This is a genomic window from Flavobacterium psychrolimnae (genome assembly GCF_003312425.1).
In the GTDB taxonomy this organism is placed as follows: Bacteria; Bacteroidota; Bacteroidia; order Flavobacteriales; family Flavobacteriaceae; genus Flavobacterium; species Flavobacterium psychrolimnae.
This window is the reverse complement of sequence record NZ_QNUX01000017.1, coordinates 1-18923: the sequence shown is the minus strand read 5'-3', so window position 1 is coordinate 18923 and position 18923 is coordinate 1. Positions and strand designations below refer to the sequence as shown.

Sequence of the window (18923 nt, the reverse complement as noted above, 5' to 3'; positions counted from 1 at the left end):
ATTATTTTTTAAAAAAGGAAGTGGTTGGAATTTCCTTTCGGGCATATTGAAAACGATCCACTAATTTGGGTAAACAATACCCATCAAGACCATTTAATGCCACAACATTGCCTCGGTCAATTTGTAACCAGCCATCTTTATGTTCTAATTCTTCCTCAAAAAATAAATTTTCGATTGACGCAATTACATGAATCGTATCATTTTCCTTGATGTAATATTCGTTTACGTATTTGCAATACAACTGTACCGGACTTCCTTTTACAAATGGAATTTCTATGTCATTTTTATATTCTTCTTCCAGATTAGTTTTATCAAATTCGGAAATCCCCAGTTCATAATTTGCAGAGGTGTGGTGCGCATCTTCAATCATGTCAACCGTAATGTGATTTACTGTAAAATATCCGGTGTCTTTGATGTTTTTATATGTATCTCTTGGAACAGTTGTAGGACGCATTATGAATCCAATCATGGCAGGATTGCTTCCAAGATGCGTTACGCTGCTAAAAATAGCAACATTAGATTTTCCTTTCAAGGATTTTGTAGCAAGCAAATTAGCTGATTTATAACCAGTGCAGGAATTGATTAAATTTAATCTTTCGATTTTTTCCATTTGAGAAATATCGTCTCTTGAAATGTGTTTCATATTTAGTCATATTTGAAACAAATATACTTTTGTTTAATTAAATATAAAATTAATTAAACAAAATATTTTAAATTAAGCAATGATTTATTCTATTTAGTTTGAAATAAACACATTGGAACAAATAGTTTTTAAATAACTTACAAATCCTATATATTTGTTTTTCAATTTATCCAATGATGAAAATATTTAGAAAAGTCCTTCTCGTTTTACTTTCGTTAGTAATCGTTTTAGCGGTAGCAATGCTTGTTTATGGTTATTACTTAAAACCAAAATACGAAGGCAAGTTGCGCTTGAAAAACATTCAAAAAGAAACTACAGTTTATTTCGATGAATTTGGTGTTCCTCATATTTATGCGACTACTTCAAAAGATGCCATGGTAGCCTTGGGTTATGTGCATGCACAAGACAGATTGTGGCAAATGGAATTGATGCGTCGTATTGCTCCAGGTAGATTATCGGAAATTTTTGGTTCAGTGGCATTGAAAAATGATAAATTCTTTGCTGGATTGGGAATCGAAGAAGCTTCCGCTAAAGCGATTGCAAGTTTAGATAAAAACAGTCCAAGTTATCAATTGACTATGGCTTACTTGGATGGAATCAATCAATACATGGATGAAGGAACTAGACCAATAGAGTTCAGTTTAGTCGGCGTCAAAAAAGAGAAGTTTACCGTTAAAGATGTTTATAATATTTTTGGATACATGTCTTTTAGTTTTGCAATGGCTCAAAAATCAGATCCGTTGTTGACCGATGTTCGAAACAAATATGGAATGGAATATTTGAAGGATTTTGGAATTGATGGTTCCTTCAATACTACGAAAATTAAAAATGCCAAAGACAGGCCACAGGAATATGCTGCTATTTCAAAATCAGTAGCGTCGCTTTTAGATCAGTCGCCAGTATCGCCTTTTATCGGAAGTAACAGTTGGGTTATTGCTCCAAAGAAAACGAAAAACGGAAAAGTTATTTTTGCAAATGATCCACATATTGGGTTTTCGCAACCGGGAACTTGGTACGAAGCGCATATTGTTACTCCGGATTTCGAATTGTACGGGTGTTATTTAGCAGGGACTCCGTATCCGTTATTGGGACACAACAGAGATTATGCGTATGGTTTGACCATGTTTGAAAATGATGATATTGATTTGTACCAAGAGCAGAATAATCCGGCTAATGCCAATGAATATAAGACCCCAACTGGTTTTAGTGCGTATGAAATTCGGGAGAAAATAATTAAAGTAAAAGATTCATCTAACGTGGTTTTGAAAGTGAAAACTACTCGACATGGACCTGTTATGAACGATTTGATAGATGGTTTACAGCAAGACAAACCTGTTGCGATGTCTTGGATTTATACGCAACAACCCATTCAAATTCTTGATGCGGTATATGCGCTTTCACACGCTAAAAATAAATCAGATTTTCAGAAAGGAGTTTCACTAATTGCAGCGCCAGGATTGAATGTAATGTATGGTGATGCCAAAGGAAATGTCGCTTGGTGGGCAACTGGAAAATTATACAAGCATAAGGAAGGAGTTAATCCTAATTTTATTCTCGATGGTGCCAGTGGAAAGGATGATATTGACCAATATCTGGATTTCTCCAAAAATCCTTCGGCGGTGAATCCTAGATGGAATTATGTATATTCCGCTAATAATCAGCCAGAAGCAATTGATGGATTTTTGTATCCGGGGTATTATCTTCCAGAAGATCGTGCCAAAAGAATCACGCAATTATTGAATCCAAAATCAGATTGGGATATGGTTGCGGTTGGGAAGATGATTTTTGATAATACTTCTTCTGTGGCTCCAAAAGTTGTGAAAGATTTAATCTCAAATGTAGATCAGGAATCCCTTACTGAAAACGAAAAACAAGCTCTTAGTGTTTTAAAAAATTGGAAAGGAACTAATAATCTGAGCGATGTGGCTCCAACAATTTATAACAAATGGATTTTTAATTACTTAAAAAACACATTTGAAGATGAACTTGGTGCTGAAAATTTCAAGATGTTTTTAGGAACGCACATCATGAAGCAAATTATTGCAAGACAAATCACGAATGAAAAATCGCTTTGGTGGGATAACATCAATACCAAAAAGGAAAAAGAAACAAGAAGCCAGATCGTCTCAAAATCATTTAAAGAATCGATTGTAGCTTTAGAAAAACAATTAGGAAATACCGTTTCGGATTGGACTTGGAATAAGGTGCATACGGTAGAACACGAGCATCCGTTGGGGAAAGTGGCAGCTTTAAGAAGTATTTTTAATGTTGGTCCTTTTGAAGTTTCTGGTTCTACCGAAGTAATTAATAATCTGTTTTTTGATTTTACTGATGATGGTAATTATATCGTAAAAGGAGGTCCGTCCACAAGAAGAATTATTGATTTTTCAGATATAGAAAACAGCTGGAGTATATTGCCAACGGGACAATCCGGGAATCCGTTGAGTGCACATTATAGCGATCAGGCAGAGTTGTATAATGCCGGTAAATTCAGGCGAATGATGCTCAATAAAGAGGAAATTGTTAGAACTTCAACAAAATTGGTTTTTATTCCCCGTAAAAAATGATTCTTTTTAAAGAGCCTAAAATAATAAATCAGTAATTTTGCTTAACTTTTTATAAAAAAATAATGCAAACTCCCATAAAAATAGCGGTTGTAGGTTCAGGATTAGTTGGATCTTTATTGGCTATTTATCTTCGTAAAGCGGGTCATACGGTTCATGTTTACGATAGAAGTCCTGATATCCGAAAAATACAATTTTCTGGTCGTTCTATTAATTTAGCGATGTCCAATCGCGGATGGAAAGCTTTGGATGGAGTAGGAATAGGAAACGAGGTTCGTAAAATTGCTATTCCTATGGAAAAACGAGCGATCCATTTGGTTGATAAACTCAATTTTCAAAATTACGGTCAGGAAGGGGAATCGATTTATTCTATTTCAAGAGGAATTTTGAATAGGAAAATGATTGATTTGGCGGAAGCTGCCGGAGCAGAATTCTTTTTTGAACAAAAAATATGGGATGTTTCACTTGATGACGCAACCCTTCATATTGGTGAAACAGAACGTGGTGCTTGGGAAGATAAAAAATACGATATGGTTTTTGGCGCTGACGGTGCTTTTTCGAGAATTCGTCACCGCATGCAACGCCAAAGTATGTTTGATTATTCGCAGGAATTCTTGCCTATTGGTTACAAGGAATTAAATATTCCTGCAAATGCTGACGGAACACATAAATTAGATAAAAATTCATTTCACATTTGGCCTCGTGGCGAATATATGTTGATTGCGTTACCCAATTTAGATGGAAGTTTTACTTGTACTTTGTTTATGCCGTTTGAAGGAGAAAATTCTTTTGCATCATTAAATGATATAAAATTAGTGGAGGCTTTTTTCGAAAAAAACTTACCAGATACTATTGATGTAATTCCAAAACTTGCGGAAGATTTCTTTAAGAATCCTACAAGTACATTAGTAACAATGAAATGTTATCCATGGACTTATGAAGATAAAATCGCGCTTATTGGCGATGCCAGCCACGCAATTGTACCTTTTTATGGTCAGGGAATGAATGCGGGTTTTGAAGATATTTCAGTGCTTTATGAAATGATGGAGAAATACGGTGACAACTGGAAATCGATTTTCTCGGAATATCAAAAATCACGCAAACCAAATGCGGATGCGATTGCGGAACTTTCGTATCGTAATTTTTTAGAAATGAGTTCCAAGACAGCTGATGAAAATTTCCTTTTGCAAAAGAAAATTGAAAAGTCATTTTCAGATAAGCATCCTGAAAAATGGATTCCATTATACAGTCGCGTTACTTTTAGTGACCGTCCGTATGCAGAAGCTTTAGCGATAGGAGATTATCAAAATGCAATTATGGAAGAAGTCTTGAAAATGGAAAACATTACTGAAATATGGGATTCAGAAGCTGTTGAAAATAAAATCCTAGAGCTTTTGGGATAAATATTCAGAAGTTGCTAGTTTTATAGATCAATAACGTTTTCCGTGTATTATTGCTTATTCCTCGCGATGTACTTTAGTAAAATCGAAAGCTGGTTTGCAAATCGCAATATATTCACAAGGTTCGTCAAAAGGATTGGAATATTGAACCCGTGTATTCTTCTCGATTTGTATGGATTGCCCCGCTTCCAGTACGATAATTTCATCGTCAATTATAAATTGTTTTTTACCTTTAATAATATAGGTGTACTCATCAAATTCAGGAGTTTGAAATGGTTCACTCCATTCAGGAGGAGCTATCATGTGTGCTATGGAAATTTCTGCATTATTTGTAGACGCCATACCGTGGTGTTCCTCGATTAGTTTTCCATCGGTAGTGGGAACAACGAAAGGAGTGGTTTGAACAAAATATTTTTTCATAACTGATTTTATTTTTTAAACATTTTAGTTAATACACCAAAAGCACCTCTTATAAAAGTGGCGCTTGTCAGCACTTTCAAAACAGATTTCCCTACTACACTCGCAGTACTTGGTCCTTGGTTTTGTTGCTTTTGAGGTTCCTGTTTTTGCTCTTGTTCGTTTATTTTCTCTTCGACAACGGCAATTTTTTTATTTAACATCTCATAGGCACTTTCGCGATCAATCAGTTCGCTGTATTTTTTTACTAATTTAGATTTGTTGTTGATTTCCTGAATTTCGCTTTCGGTCAATATATCCATTCGGCTCATTGGGGCACGCATCATTGTTGCTGCAAGTGGCGTAGGAATTCCTTTTTCGTTTAATGCAGTAACGAGAGCTTCTCCAATTCCAAGGCTGGTCAGGATTTCATCGGTTTTGTAATAATCAGATGTAGGGTAATTGTCAGCAGTTTGCTTAATGGCTTTTCGGTCATTGGCTGTAAAAGCTCTTAAAGCATGTTGGATTTTTAAACCTAATTGGGCCAATACGCCACTTGGGATGTCCATCGGGTTTTGTGTGATAAAGTAAATTCCAATCCCTTTAGAGCGAATCAACTTTACGATAGTTTCTATTTGTTCTAATAAAGTTTTGCTGGCTTCGTTGAATATCAAATGCGCTTCATCAATAAAAATCACTAATTCTGGTTGATCTGAATCTCCTTTTTCAGGCATTTGCTGGTAGATTTCAGCCAATAAACTCAACATAAAAGTCGAGAATAACTTAGGTTTGTCTTGAATGTCAGTCAGTCGAAGAATGTTGATATAGCCTTTTCCATTTTCATCAATTCGCATTAAATCCTCAACGTCAAAGGACATTTCTCCAAAAAACAAATCAGCTCCTTGTTGTTCGAGTTCAATTATTTTTCTGAGAATAGTTCCAGTAGTAGAAGTTGAAATTTTCCCATAATGTTCTTCAATTTCGCCTTTCCCTTCTTCAGTAATGTAATTGATTACTTTTTTGATGTCCTTTAAATCCAATAAAGGCATTTTATTGTCATCACAATATTTAAAAATAACAGAAACTACACCGGATTGAGTATCGTTCAAATTTAGAATTCTGGAAAATAATACAGGTCCAAACTCTGATATTGTTGCACGAAGACGGACTCCGTTTTGTTCAGACAAAGTTAAGATTTCAACCGGAAAACTGGCTGTGGAGTAAGGAATGTTGATTTTAGCGTGACGTTCCGTTATAAATGGTTTTTCTTCGCCTTCTTTTGCGATACCGCTAAAATCACCTTTGATATCCATCATTAAAACTGGAATACCAAAACTTGATAACTGTTCAGAAAGGACTTGAATGGTTTTTGTTTTTCCAGTTCCGGTAGCTCCAGCTATCAAGCCATGTCGGTTTAAGGTTTTCAAAGGCACTTTTATAAATGCATCTGGCAAAGCCTCGCCGTCTAATATTGCGCCACCCAGAATAATGCTTTCTCCTTTAGAACTGTATCCTTCAGAGATATGCTTAGTAAAATCTTCTTTTTTGCTCATAATAATTTTAGATTTAAATCACATGCAAGATATTATATTTTTATAAAATCAACAATTTTAGTGCATACCGCAGTTTTCCTGCTTTTTTATTGTTAATATCACAAAATAATAGTTTTCCTGCTAAATAGCTTGTTTTTGAAATATTGTGTTAATTTTTCTTAAAAAAATATGGTATTTTGTATAATATAACCTATTTGTTTGCGTTTATTGATATAAATGGAAACTAACAAACGGTAAATATGTTTTTGAAATAAATTTAATTATAATAAAATAAAAAAAAGTTTTTTTATTTGAACTAAAAATATAAATTTGCTCCACTACAAGTTTAATATAACTAAGATAATTTATTTAAAACTATTAAAATTAAAAAAAAAATGGCAAACGTTAAAAAAGAAAAAACAGCAAACGGAGGAGGAATGGTTTCAGGATTGATTATTGCTGCCTGTATTGGTGTTGGTGTGGTGATTTGGAAATTCGTGATGGGGAATCCTGCGAACTTTGAGGGAGGTAACATAGAAACAGGGACTCCATTGAATACTTTAGGGCAGGTTTATCATGGAGGTGCAGTAGTTCCAGTGTTACTTGGAATGTTATTAATGGTTCTTGTTTTTTCTATAGAAAGATTTTTTGTGATTTCAAAAGCAGCTGGTAAGACTAAATTAGATGTTTTTATGGCAAAAATACAAGCGAGTATTAAAGCAGGAGAGATTGATGAAGCTATAGTTTCGTGTGACAAACAGCAAGGATCTGTTGCTAACGCAATTAAATCTGCATTGGTAAAATATCAAGCAGTGAAAAAAGAAGGATTTAATAGTGAGGAAGCAGCAGAGACTATTCACAAAGAAATTGAAGAGGCAACTTCACTTGAAATGCCAATGTTGCAAAAAAATATGACTATTATCTCTTCATTAGTTTCTTTAGGAACTCTTGTTGGATTGTTAGGAACAGTAGCGGGTATGATTAAAGCGTTTGGTGCATTAGCAGCGGCTGGTACTCCTGATCAAGCGGCACTTGCAGCTGGTATTTCTGAAGCATTGATTAATACTGCAACTGGTATTGGAACTTCAGCTGTAGCAATTATCTCTTATAATTTCTTTACTTCTAAAATAGATGATTTGACTTACTCAATCGATGAGGCTGCGGTTTCAATTGTGAACTCTTACAGAAGATTTAGAGGGAGTTTAAAGCAATAATCTTGTTGATGTTATATCAAATAAAAAACAAAAAGAATGGCTAAAATAAAAATAAATAAAAATCCGGGCTCTACAGATATGACCGCTATGTGTGATGTCGCATTCCTTTTGCTTACTTTCTTTGTAATGACTTCAACAGCCAAGATACCAGAAGCACTTCCTGTAGATACACCTACATCAACAGTTCAGACTAAATTGCCTGAAACGGATTTAGCTACTTTAACTGTAGGTAAAGGAAAAGTGTTTTTTGATTTGAAAGGCAGAGAAGTTCGTATGAGAACGTTAGAGTTAATGGGTGAGAAATACAATGTGAATTTTTCAGATAGTGATAAGGCAACTTTTTCAATGATGGATGATTTTGGTGTGCCACTTCTTAATTTGAAACAAATTATTGATATGAAAGCAGCCGATAGGAGTAAAGCAGGTCAGCCTGGTATTCCAATTGATTCGCTTGACAATCAATTAAAAGAGTGGATCTATAATGCGCGTATAGCGAATATAGAAATAAATGACAAGGAATTGCAAGTCGCTATTAAAGGAGATGCAAAAGAAGAGTATCCAGCTATTAGAAAAGTTATGGATATTTTACAAGAGCAAAAAATCAATAGCTTTAGTTTGGTTACTGGTTTGAGAGGAAAAGATTTTTAATAAAAAAAATACACTAAAATGGCTGAATTAAATACCGGTGACGGTGGAGGCAAAAAAGGTGGGAAAGTAAGAAGTAAAAAATCAAATGCTAAGGTAGATTTAACTGCTATGGTTGATTTAGCTTTTTTATTGATTACATTTTTTATGTTGACTACCACTTTGTCTAAACCTCAATCGATGAGTTTGGCGTTGCCAGATAAAGATCCAAACAAGGACAATGTTGACATGAAAGTTGACGAGAATCGTACTATGACAATTTTGTTAGGTAAAGATGATAAGTTGGTTTATTATGTCGGATTGTTAAATGCGCCAATTGCAGGTCCGAAAGATATTGCTTTTGGAAAAGATGGTATACGTAAAGAACTTTTGTCTAGACAAAGATCAGTTTTAGCTTATTCTGCAGCATTAGGAAAACCTAAGAATGGGTTAATTGTAATCATCAAGCCTAGTAAAAAATCTAATTACAAGAATTTAGTTGACATACTTGATGAAATGGCAATTGTTGGGGTAGGAGATTTTGGTAATTACGCCATAGTTCCTGAATATTCTCCTGAAGAACAAAAATTGTTAGAAGGAAAGCAGTAATAATCTTGTTTCCTAATAACCTAATAATTAAGAAAAATGAAATTAGACATATTAAAAAACCAATGGCTTGATATCGTATTCGAAGGGCGTAATAAGGTTTATGGAGCTTATCAATTAAGACAGTCAAACAGAAAAACTACTATTAAAGCACTTATAATTGGTGCAATATTTTTTAGTATTGCTGTGGCCGCTCCGCTTATCATAAACTTATTGCCTGAAGGTGAAGAGCAGGAAATTGATAGAGATATTAAAATCACTGCTATTAAATTGCCCCCAAAAGAAGAAAAGCCTAAATTGAACGTTCCACCACCGCCACCGCCGCCACCTAAAGTAGATCAAGTGAAGTTTGTGAAACCGGTTGTAGCCAAAGCGGAGGAAGTTACTGAGGAGCCACCAAAAATTGTCGAAATTAAAGACAAGAAGGTTGGAGCTGAAACTATAAAAGGTGATCCGGATGCTATTTTGACTGTAGAACCTGTAGGTACTGGAAAGGCAGCAGTAGTCGAAGAAGCTCCTGATAACCAAATCTACAACACCGCTGGTATTGAGGTTAAACCTGATTTTCCGGGTGGTATCAATAAGTTTTATAAATTTGTTGGAGATAATTATCAAACTCCAGAAGAAGATGGATTAAAAGGTAAAGTTTATGTTACTTTTGTTGTTGAAAAAGATGGTTCATTAACTGATATCAAAGTTATTAGAGATATTGGATATGGAACTGGAAAAGAAGCGATACGAGTTTTGAAAAAATCACCTAAATGGTCTCCAGGTATTCAAAATGGTAAACCGGTAAGGGTTCTTTATTCTTTACCAATTACTATTCAATCAGCTGAATAATGTTGAAGAAATTACTTAACAATATTAAGAAGAAATCGCTTAGAGAGCGATTTCTTCTTGTTTTAGGAATTTTCTTTTTTTTACTATATTTTGTTCTAGGTCTTTTTATAATATTTATGAAGAATTTCCCTTTAGAAATGGGACAGGTCTATAGAGTAGTTTTTGGGATCATTTTGATTTTATATGCATCCTTTCGATTCTTTAGAATTATTAATGATAACTACTATTAAATTATGAAAATTACCTCTAAACTACCAGCTTTGCTACTATTAATTTCAGCACTACTAGTTTTTTCATGTAATGAAAAGAACAGTGATAAAGAAGAAGAAACTATTTTAAAAGGAGCAATTTCTATTTATGTAGATGAAACTTTAAAACCAATCATTGATGACCAAGTGGCGGTTTTTGAAAGTAAATATGATGCAAAAATTACGCTGATATCAAAATCAGAGTCGGAGACTATTAATTCATTGTTTAATGATAAAGGAGGAGTAGCCATATTATCTAGAAATTTGACCGAAGAAGAACTTAATGTTTTTAAGCAAAGAAAGATTACACCTAAGATAACTCCTTTCGCAATTGACGCTATAGCTTTTGTATCTAATAAAAGAAACAATGATACGTTGATAGCTTTGAAAGATGTTGTTGATTTCATGCAAGGCAAGGATGTTCCACCAATAAAAGGTCTTGTTTTTGACAATTTAAATTCCAGTACATTACGTTATTTGAATGATTTGGCAGACATTAAAGAAGTTCGCAATAAAGGTATTTTTTCGTTTAAAACAAATGAGGAAGTTATAAAACATATTTCTCAAAATGATGGGCTGATAGGCGTTGTAGGGGTTAATTGGCTATCTCAGGCTTCACCAAATATGCAAAAATATGTTAAAGAGCTAAATGTTTTGCATGTCAAAGGACTAAAGGACGATTCTTATTATCTCCCTTCTCAAAATGATATTGCTGAAAAGAAATACCCTTTGGCACGCGATTTGTATATAATAAATTGTCAAGGATACTCTGGATTAGGAATGGGGTTTGCTTCATTTGTTGCTGGAGATATTGGACAAAGAATAATATTAAAATCGGGACTTTTACCCGTACGTATTCCTGGAAGGAAATTTATTATTACCGGGGCAAAAAATGATGAAAAATAAATTAACTACAATGAAAATGAATAAATTTACAACTTTTAGTGTAGCCTTATTGGCTTCAGCTTTTACGACACAAGCACAAGATATAAATCAAGCAAAAAAAGCAATTGATGCAGAACAATTTGAAAGTGCAAAAACAATTTTAAAATCAATTATAAAAGCAAAACCTTCAAATGGTACTGCTTATTTTACTCTAGGAAATGTTTATCTTACTCAAAGTGTAGAAGATTCTGCTAAGATTTATTTCCAAGAAGGATTAAACGCTTCTGATGGAGCAAAACTAAATTATATTGGTTTAGGCCAAATGGACTTAGATAAAAATGATATTACTGGCGCTCAAGCTAAGTTTGCATTGGCATCAAAAGACATGAAAAAGAAAGATGTACAAGAATTTGTTTACATCGCTAGAGCATATATGAATGCAAATAAGCCGGATTATAAAAGCGCTATTGCAATACTAACTCGAGCAGCAATTAATAATTCTCAGGATGCACAATTACAACTTGCATTGGGAGACGCTTATTATGGTGATGGAAAACAAAATGAGGCGTATATCGCTTACAGAAGTGCTTTTCAATTAGATAGTACTTTACTTAGAGCTAAAATGCAACTAGGTGTTTTGTTGAAAGGTGCTAAATCGTATGATGAAGCTTCAAAAGCTTACAATGAAGTAATTGCTATCAATCCTAATTATGGTCCAGTATATAGAGAATTAGCTGAAACCTACTATAAAATAGCACGTAACAAGCCATCTCAAGCTGCAGCTAATTATAAAATTGCATTAGGTCACTATGATAAATACATGTCATTGACGGATTATTCTATAAATTCAAGAATGCGTCGTGCTGATTTTCTTATTTTGATTGAGGATTATGTTGCTCTAGAAGCAGAAGCTAATAAAATGATTGAATTGGATAAAGTTAATCCTCGAATCTACCGTTACTTAGGTTACGCTGCTTACAAAAATGGTAATGTAGATGTTGCTATTAAGTCATTAGAAACTTTTATTACTTCTCCAGGAAACAAAGCAATAGCATTAGATTATTTATATCTTGGTCTAACTAAAATTAAAAAAGGAACAAGTGCTGATGGTTTGTCGATTGATCCAACAGCTTTCAGTTCAGGTCTTGTTGATATAAAAAAGGCAATCGAGATGGAGCCTTTGGCAGTTCAGGAATTAAGTGAAGTTGGTAAACAATTGTTCACTCAAAAATTATACATCGAATCCGCTGCTATATTTGAATTTGGTGCAAATACACCAGATTCTACAAGTTTTCTTGATGATAATGTATATTATGGTTTAGCAAATTATTATGCTAATATTAATAAAGAAAAAGGGGCAAAGGTTGACGCTGTAGCTTTACAAAAAGCTGATGCTGCGTTTGACAAAGTATTAGTTGCATCTCCTACATATTTAGAGGCATACTTATACAAAGCAAGAACTAATAGATTACTTGAAAAAGATGATGTAATGGTTAAGAACTATGAAGATTATGTTTCAAAAACTACTGCGTTAGGAGCTGAAGAATTAGCTAAACCTGCAGTTAAAACTAAATTCATCGAATCGTATAACAATATGGCGGCAAGTTTTGCAAATACAGATAAGGCAAAAGCTATTGAGTATTTCAAAAAAACATTAGCACTTGATCCAGCTAATAGCTATGCTAATGAGTCGTTAAAAATTTTAAAGTAATTTATTTTTAAATTTCTTAGTATTTAAAACCGATAGTCTAAAGGCTATCGGTTTTTTTATACCTTATAAGCAGATAAATTTATTTTGAATTTGTTTATTAGTTTAAGAGTCTTTATTCCGATTTCAAAGTTTATCACATTAGTAACTGTTTTCAAATTGACTCCTTTTCAAATTAACTATCTTTGCACTTCAAAATTAAAGAATGCTATCAAAAGAAATACAGTTAGAAGTTAATAAAGGCGCTATGCTACCATTGATGGAGGAATTCTATACCATCCAAGGCGAAGGTTTTCATACAGGGACAGCCGCATATTTTATTAGAATTGGTGGATGTGATGTAGGTTGCCATTGGTGCGATGTTAAAGAAAGTTGGAATGCAGAATTGCACCCGCCAACTAGTGTTGAACAAATTGTTTCTAATGCTAGTCAATATTCAGAAACAGTTGTTGTTACTGGTGGTGAGCCATTGATGTGGGATATGACTTTGCTGACGCAAAAGCTAAAACAGAATAATAGAAAAGTTCATATTGAAACTTCTGGAGCATATCCGTTGACGGGAATTTGGGATTGGATTTGTCTGTCTCCAAAGAAAAATAAACTTCCAACAGAAACAGTTTATGATAATGCGCACGAGTTGAAAGTAATCATTTATAATAAGCATGATTTTATTTTTGCCGAAGAACAGGCTGAAAAAGTAAATCCAAATGCTATTTTATTCCTTCAGCCAGAATGGAGTAAAAAAGAAGAAATGACACCGCTAATTGTAGATTATGTCATGAACAATCCAAAATGGCGTGTTTCTTTACAAACCCATAAATATTTGAATATTCCTTAAAAAAAATGCCAAATACGAACTGTATTTGGCATTTTCTACATTTAGAAAAGATTGTTTAAGTGCTCAATTACCAACCTTTTAGTTTTTTCAATTCTGTGATATGTGCTAAGTGATGGTTTCCATGCCAAGCATAAGTTCCTATTACCTCTTTAATTTTATATTCTTTGTTATTTTCAGGATGAATAAAGGTTTTTTCCAAGTCTGCTTGAGATAAACTATTCATTAAATATACTAAACGAAAGTGTAATCCTTCCAGGAAAGAAAGACTAGGTTGAATGGGCATTGTTAAGTTATCATGTAATTCTGACCAAAGTTCTTCGTGATAGAATTTTATTGTTGGTTTATCTTCAGTCAGTGCCCATTTGATTCTGATGAAACAATTCATGTGACTATCGGCGCAATGATGAATAACTTGGCGAACAGTCCAGCCGTTTTCTCGGTATGGCGTGTTGAGTTGTTCTTCGTTTAGCGAAACCACTTCCTTTTTTAATCGTTCTGAGAAACTGGCGATTTCTGTTATTTTAGTATTGAGATAATCATTTGAATAGATTTCTGGGGCGATAAATTTTCCAATAGGATAACGTAATTTTTCTGATGCTGTATTTTCCATGCTAAAATGTATTCTTTTAAATTGAAAGCTTCGCCAAATAATCATAATGTTCTCCTTCAAGAATTAACTCGCTTTGTAATCCATTGGCGAAAGCCGCATTTTGTAAGGTGTTATAATCTAAATACAGCCAAGGGAATTCGTCTTCTTTTTCATTTTTATAACGTATTGTAAAAGTCAATTCACCGTAATATCCGTTACTTGGAATCCATTTTCCACCATCTTCATCATTATCAAACATATAAATGATATCCGAAGAATCAATAAGAATTTGTCCTTTTGGATTTAGCAAGCTTCTTAGTTTCTGTAAAAACTTAGTGGTGTCTTTTAAAGTTCCAAAAATACCTGTTCCATTCATTAATATTAAAATAGTATCAAATCTATTTTCAGGATTGTCAGAGTCCATTTCAAGAATGTTTTTAACTTGAGCATTTTTTAACCCTCGGAGATGACAGGTTTCAATTGCATTTTTAGAAATATCAATCGAATGAACATCAAGATTTCTTTCGTTTTGTAAATACAAACTATGGCTTCCTGCGCCACATCCTACATCCAGAACTTTTCCATTTGCAAGTTGTAAAGCTTTTTGCTCTAGTTTTGGCATTTCGGCATACGAACGAAATAAATATTCAACGCTCATTTCATCTTCTTCAGAAATCGAGGTTTCCGTGATTAAATCTTCTGGTAAATTATTAGTTTGAAAATCAAGTATGGCTTTGCCAAAAAGGTCTTTCATCTTTTTTGTTTAAAGTTTAAGGTTTCAGGATTCAAGTTTGCTACTTTTGTCGTTCCAACTTTAAATTTTAAACTTGAAACATATTTTAAACAATCTTCCTAAAGAAGCCAAAGATAAGCATATCGAAAATAAAAAGTATTTCAATAAGCTGAAAAAGAATACACCAAAGAATCTAGATTATGTGATGCAAGATTTACATGATGCTGAATTTAAGAAAACAGATTGTTTAAAATGTGCTAATTGTTGTAAAACAACAGGTCCTTTATTTACGGATGCAGATATTGAACGTGTTTCAAAATATCTTAGACAAAAATCACAACAGTTTATTGAACAATATCTTCGCATTGATGAAGACAGAGATTATGTTTTGCAAAGTGTACCGTGTACATTTCTGGATAATGAAAATGCGTGTATGATTTATGATGTTCGTCCAAAAGCATGCAGAGAATTTCCACATACGGATAGAAAAAAGTTTCAACAAATTACGGACTTAACGCTAAAAAATGTTGCTATTTGTCCTGCAGCTTTTAATATTGTTGAGGAAATGAAGAAGAAGTTACCTTTATAAATAATTTATGGCAAGCTTTGCTTCTTGTTTCTTTATTCTTTTTTAGTATATCAAATATTGCGATCTCATTTCCTGGAACTCAATTAATTCTTTCTTCCAACTTTCTCTGATTTTATCTTCTGAAGTTCCCGCTTCTATTTGCTGTTGTAATTTTTTGGTTCCTGCAAGTTTGGTGAAAAAAGGATTGAAGAATTTTGATTTGTCCATTGTGGTTTGATAAGCCTTAATTATCCATTTCAATTCGAGTTGATTCAGTCTTGAATGTGTTGACAAATCTTCGCCATAACAAAGTACTCCATTATAAACAGGATTTTGTGCACCAAAATTTGGTTTTGGAATAAAACTAAAATCACTTTTAGGTAAATAAGGAGAGCCATAAATCTGAAATTGCTTCTCAGTTCCTCGCCCCACACTTACATTCGTACCTTCAAAAAGGCATAAACTCGCATAAAGATTCACGGCTTGATCATTCGGAAGATTCGGTGAAGGCTTTGCAGGTAAACTATAATCCATTTTTCGATTGTAATTTACACAGGGAATAACGATCAATTTGCATTGAATTTTATTCTTTAGCCATTTCTCGCCATTTATCATTTGTGCATATTCGCCAATTGTCATTCCGTGAAGCAAAGGAATTGGATGCATACCTACAAAACTGCTAAACTCTCGCTCAAGAATTGGACCGTCTACAATACTTCCGTTCGGATTTGGTCGGTCAAGAATTAAAAGCGGAATCTTATTTTCGGCACAGGCTTCCATTATATAATGTAGCGAAGAAATATAAGTGTAAAATCTCGCACCCACATCTTGCAAATCAAATACCATGATGTCAATTCCAGCTAATTGTTCCGGTTTCGGTTTTTTGTTGTCACCATAAAGTGAAATGATGCGCAGTCCTGTTTTGGAATCCTTTCCATCAACAACATGTTCGCCCGCATCAGCAGTTCCGCGAAAACCATGTTCGGGAGCAAATATTTTTTGGATATCAATATTTTTTTCTATTAGAAAATCTACTAAATGTGTTTTATTGGAGAGAATTCCAGTCTGATTGGTCACAATTCCAATTTTTTGATTCTTTAATAAATGTAAATAATTGGCGTAATTATCTGCTCCTGTTATGATTTCTGTTTTTGGATTTTTAGTAATTTGTTCTAAATCGTTTGTTGTATTTCTTTCTGAATCTGTTTTTCTGGCAGAGCAGGAAGTCGAAATGATTGTTAGAAAAATAAAACGAAGCGTTATTTTGAAAATTGGATTCATATATAGGTTCAAATAAAATTAAGGCCAATTAGTGTAATTCGTGTTTTAGCTGTATTTTTGGCTTTAGCAACGCAAACTGGCGAAGCAAATCCAAATTAGAAAAGTAATCAAATTGAATTTAGAATATTTCATAGCCAAACGACTCATTACTGCTAAAGATTATAAAAGTAGCATATCTGCTCCAATTATAAAAATTGCAATCTCGGCAATTGCCATTGGTATGATTATGATGATTGTTTCAGTGGCGACAGGAATTGGACTACAGCAAAAAATTCGAGAAAAAGTCTCGGCTTTCAACGGACACATTATTATTTCCAATTACGACAACAATCAATCCGAGGTCACGTTGGTTCCAATTTCTAAGAAACAGGATTTTTATCCAAAGTTTGCATCGGTTCCCGGAGTGGAACATATACAAGCAATCGCCAGTAAAGCTGGAATTATTAGAACCGAAACCGCTTTTGAAGGAATTATTTTCAAAGGAGTGGGAAATGATTATAAGTGGGATAATATAAAGGAGTACATTGTTCAAGGAAGAATTCCAAATGGCAAAGGAGATTTAAACGAAGAAGTTGTGATTTCTCAGTTTATTGCAAACAGACTGAATTTAAAAGTGGGTGATGCATTCAATACTTTCTTCATGAAAGAGAAAGGGTATAACTTGAGGAATTTTGATGTTGTTGGAATTTTCAATTCAGGCTTTCAAGAATTTGACGCTACTTATATAATAGGAGACATTCGCCACATGCAGCGCATCAATAAATGGGCTCCAGACCAAATCGGAGCTTTCGAAGTATTTGTAGATGATTTTAATACTATAGAATCTACAGGAGAACAGGTTTATGCGCAAACAGCATCAACATTAGATTCCAAAACTATAATAGAAAAATACAGTTATATATTCGAGTGGTTGCAATTATTCGATTTCAATATCATTGTTATATTAGTAGTAATGATTCTAGTTGCCACTATCAATATGGTAGTAGCGCTATTGGTACTTATCCTGGAGCGAACACAAATGATTGGGATTCTAAAAGCGTTGGGAGCTAATAATTGGTCAGTGCGAAAAATATTTCTTTATAACGCCTTTTATCTTATAGTTAGAGGGCTGTTTTGGGGGAATCTAATAGGTATCTCGTTATTGTTAATCCAACAACAATTCGGTATTATTCAACTTCCTCCTGAGAACTATTACGTCAATCAAGCGCCAGTTTATCTAAATTGGGGCTATATACTGTTGTTGAATATGCTCACGGTGACCGTTTGTTTCTTGATATTACTAATTCCTTCCTATATCATAACCAAAATTTCACCGGTCAAAGCCATCCGTTTCGATTAGTTTATCTTTCGAGCGTTCCTTATTAATACAAAAAGGCGATTATCAAAAAAAGATAATCGCCTTTTTGTATTAATAAGTCGGGCTATCCGCTACAAGTCCTCGTCCCGTTGAGTTTGAGACTCAACGGGGCTGCGGGCTTTTCACTGCTATCCCTAACGCGATCCTCGAATAATTAAAATATTCAGTTTAATCAAGAGCATAAGAACTGATACCAACAAAAATCCAGTAACCAGATATATATAGCAGAAATTAGAAAAGCTATGTTCTTATATATAGGACGGGATAAAGTCATTTTATTGATTCAACAGTTTTTTCTCCATAGAAAATAGGCAAGGCAAGCTTTTTATAGGAGAAGATCCGAAGAGACGAACCAAGAAATAGGCAACAAATTATAAATTGAACAAGATTGTATGGGTAAATCAAGTCGCTATTAAACTGCTTAAGATTATAGAAACTGCCATTTTTACACACAAATTCATCTTTTCCTTCGGAGAGGGTCGGGGAGAGTAAAATAATTTACTTTCAAAATTCACTGTTTCAGCGATTTAAAGTTTAAGTTAAGAAAACATCAAAAAAAAGGTTTAAAAAAGCTTGAATAACGCAATAAAGGTGCTAGTTTTGCACCCGCAATGACGCAGACGTTCTTTCAAATACTGGCAAGTAAAGTTAATCAAAACAGAAAAAATATTTTCTAAAAAAGATTTCAAAAAGCTTGTGAGATTAGAAAACGGATGTTACATTTGCACCCCGCAAAACGCGCAAAGTTCCTTGATAGATTGATAAGAAAAGAGAAGCAAACGAGATAAAATTTATCTTAAAAAAACTTCAAATTTTTCTTGCCAGTTAAAAAGAAAGTTGTACTTTTGCACCCGCTTCCAGAGAGACATTATGTGGCTCAAACGAAGAGAAAAACAA

17 protein-coding genes are annotated in these 18923 nt (G+C 33.8%); 11 read left to right on the top strand and 6 right to left on the bottom strand.

Annotation, left to right across the window (positions count from 1 at the left end; genetic code table 11):
- Window position 1: 1 nt before the first annotated feature.
- Window positions 2-643, bottom strand: a complete 642-nt coding sequence (locus tag DR980_RS15080; RefSeq protein ID WP_113637693.1) for a flavin reductase family protein — start codon at window positions 641-643, stop codon at window positions 2-4.
- Window positions 644-819: 176 nt separating this feature from the next.
- Here DR980_RS15080 and DR980_RS15075 point away from each other — a divergent pair, with 176 nt between their 5' ends.
- Both DR980_RS15075 and DR980_RS15070 read left to right on the top strand, forming a co-directional pair.
- Window positions 820-3210 carry a penicillin acylase family protein gene (locus tag DR980_RS15075; protein WP_113637691.1) on the top strand — a complete coding sequence of 797 codons (2391 nt, stop codon included), beginning with the start codon at window positions 820-822 and terminating at the stop codon, window positions 3208-3210.
- A gap of 62 nt (window positions 3211-3272) precedes the next feature.
- Window positions 3273-4610 carry an FAD-dependent oxidoreductase gene (locus tag DR980_RS15070; RefSeq protein WP_113637689.1) on the top strand — a complete coding sequence of 446 codons (1338 nt, stop codon included), beginning with the start codon at window positions 3273-3275 and terminating at the stop codon, window positions 4608-4610.
- A gap of 54 nt (window positions 4611-4664) precedes the next feature.
- Here DR980_RS15070 and DR980_RS15065 read toward each other — a convergent pair whose 3' ends face one another.
- Together DR980_RS15065 and DR980_RS15060 are read right to left on the bottom strand one after the other, a co-directional pair.
- A complete protein-coding gene (locus DR980_RS15065) occupies window positions 4665-5027 on the bottom strand; it encodes a cupin domain-containing protein (RefSeq protein ID WP_113637687.1) in 363 nt (120 codons plus the stop codon).
- Between the two features lie 8 nt (window positions 5028-5035).
- The gene (locus tag DR980_RS15060) at window positions 5036-6556 is read right to left on the bottom strand and encodes a helicase HerA-like domain-containing protein (RefSeq protein ID WP_113637685.1); all 1521 of its coding nucleotides are present in this window, start codon (window positions 6554-6556) and stop codon (window positions 5036-5038) included.
- 374 nt (window positions 6557-6930) lie between these two features.
- Between DR980_RS15060 and DR980_RS15055 the strand changes: the two genes are divergently transcribed.
- The 7 genes from DR980_RS15055 (at window position 6931) to DR980_RS15020 (ending at window position 13498) form a co-directional block, all read left to right on the top strand.
- Entirely contained in the window at window positions 6931-7749 is an 819-nt protein-coding gene (locus tag DR980_RS15055) for a MotA/TolQ/ExbB proton channel family protein (protein ID WP_113637684.1), read from the top strand.
- 36 nt (window positions 7750-7785) lie between these two features.
- A complete protein-coding gene (locus DR980_RS15050) occupies window positions 7786-8397 on the top strand; it encodes an ExbD/TolR family protein (protein ID WP_113637682.1) in 612 nt (203 codons plus the stop codon).
- 18 nt (window positions 8398-8415) lie between these two features.
- Complete coding sequence (locus tag DR980_RS15045; RefSeq protein ID WP_113637680.1) at window positions 8416-8982, top strand: ExbD/TolR family protein; 567 nt, start codon at window positions 8416-8418, stop codon at window positions 8980-8982.
- Between the two features lie 36 nt (window positions 8983-9018).
- Window positions 9019-9819 (top strand): energy transducer TonB, encoded by an 801-nt coding sequence (locus DR980_RS15040; RefSeq protein ID WP_113637677.1) that lies wholly within the window; start codon window positions 9019-9021, stop codon window positions 9817-9819.
- Between the two features lie 233 nt (window positions 9820-10052).
- Window positions 10053-10973 carry a PstS family phosphate ABC transporter substrate-binding protein gene (locus tag DR980_RS15030; protein WP_113637673.1) on the top strand — a complete coding sequence of 307 codons (921 nt, stop codon included), beginning with the start codon at window positions 10053-10055 and terminating at the stop codon, window positions 10971-10973.
- A gap of 10 nt (window positions 10974-10983) precedes the next feature.
- Window positions 10984-12663, top strand: coding sequence for a tetratricopeptide repeat protein (locus DR980_RS15025; protein WP_317047948.1), 1680 nt, complete (start codon window positions 10984-10986; stop codon window positions 12661-12663).
- A 202-nt stretch (window positions 12664-12865) separates the two neighbouring features.
- Window positions 12866-13498, top strand: a complete 633-nt coding sequence (locus DR980_RS15020; RefSeq protein ID WP_113637671.1) for a 7-carboxy-7-deazaguanine synthase QueE — start codon at window positions 12866-12868, stop codon at window positions 13496-13498.
- Between the two features lie 67 nt (window positions 13499-13565).
- Here the strand turns inward: DR980_RS15020 and DR980_RS15015 are convergent, their stop codons facing one another.
- The gene (locus tag DR980_RS15015) at window positions 13566-14108 is read right to left on the bottom strand and encodes a YfiT family bacillithiol transferase (protein WP_113637669.1); all 543 of its coding nucleotides are present in this window, start codon (window positions 14106-14108) and stop codon (window positions 13566-13568) included.
- 16 nt (window positions 14109-14124) lie between these two features.
- Window positions 14125-14841, bottom strand: a complete 717-nt coding sequence (locus DR980_RS15010; RefSeq protein ID WP_113637666.1) for a class I SAM-dependent methyltransferase — start codon at window positions 14839-14841, stop codon at window positions 14125-14127.
- Window positions 14842-14914: 73 nt separating this feature from the next.
- On the opposite strand from DR980_RS15010, the gene DR980_RS15005 reads away from it, so the two are divergent.
- Window positions 14915-15409, top strand: a complete 495-nt coding sequence (locus DR980_RS15005) for a YkgJ family cysteine cluster protein (RefSeq protein ID WP_113637664.1) — start codon at window positions 14915-14917, stop codon at window positions 15407-15409.
- Between the two features lie 42 nt (window positions 15410-15451).
- On the opposite strand, the gene DR980_RS15000 is transcribed toward DR980_RS15005, so the two are convergent.
- Window positions 15452-16669, bottom strand: coding sequence for an exo-beta-N-acetylmuramidase NamZ family protein (locus tag DR980_RS15000; RefSeq protein ID WP_113637662.1), 1218 nt, complete (start codon window positions 16667-16669; stop codon window positions 15452-15454).
- A gap of 112 nt (window positions 16670-16781) precedes the next feature.
- Here DR980_RS15000 and DR980_RS14995 point away from each other — a divergent pair, with 112 nt between their 5' ends.
- The gene (locus DR980_RS14995) at window positions 16782-18008 is read left to right on the top strand and encodes an ABC transporter permease (RefSeq protein WP_113637660.1); all 1227 of its coding nucleotides are present in this window, start codon (window positions 16782-16784) and stop codon (window positions 18006-18008) included.
- Window positions 18009-18923 lie beyond the last annotated feature (915 nt).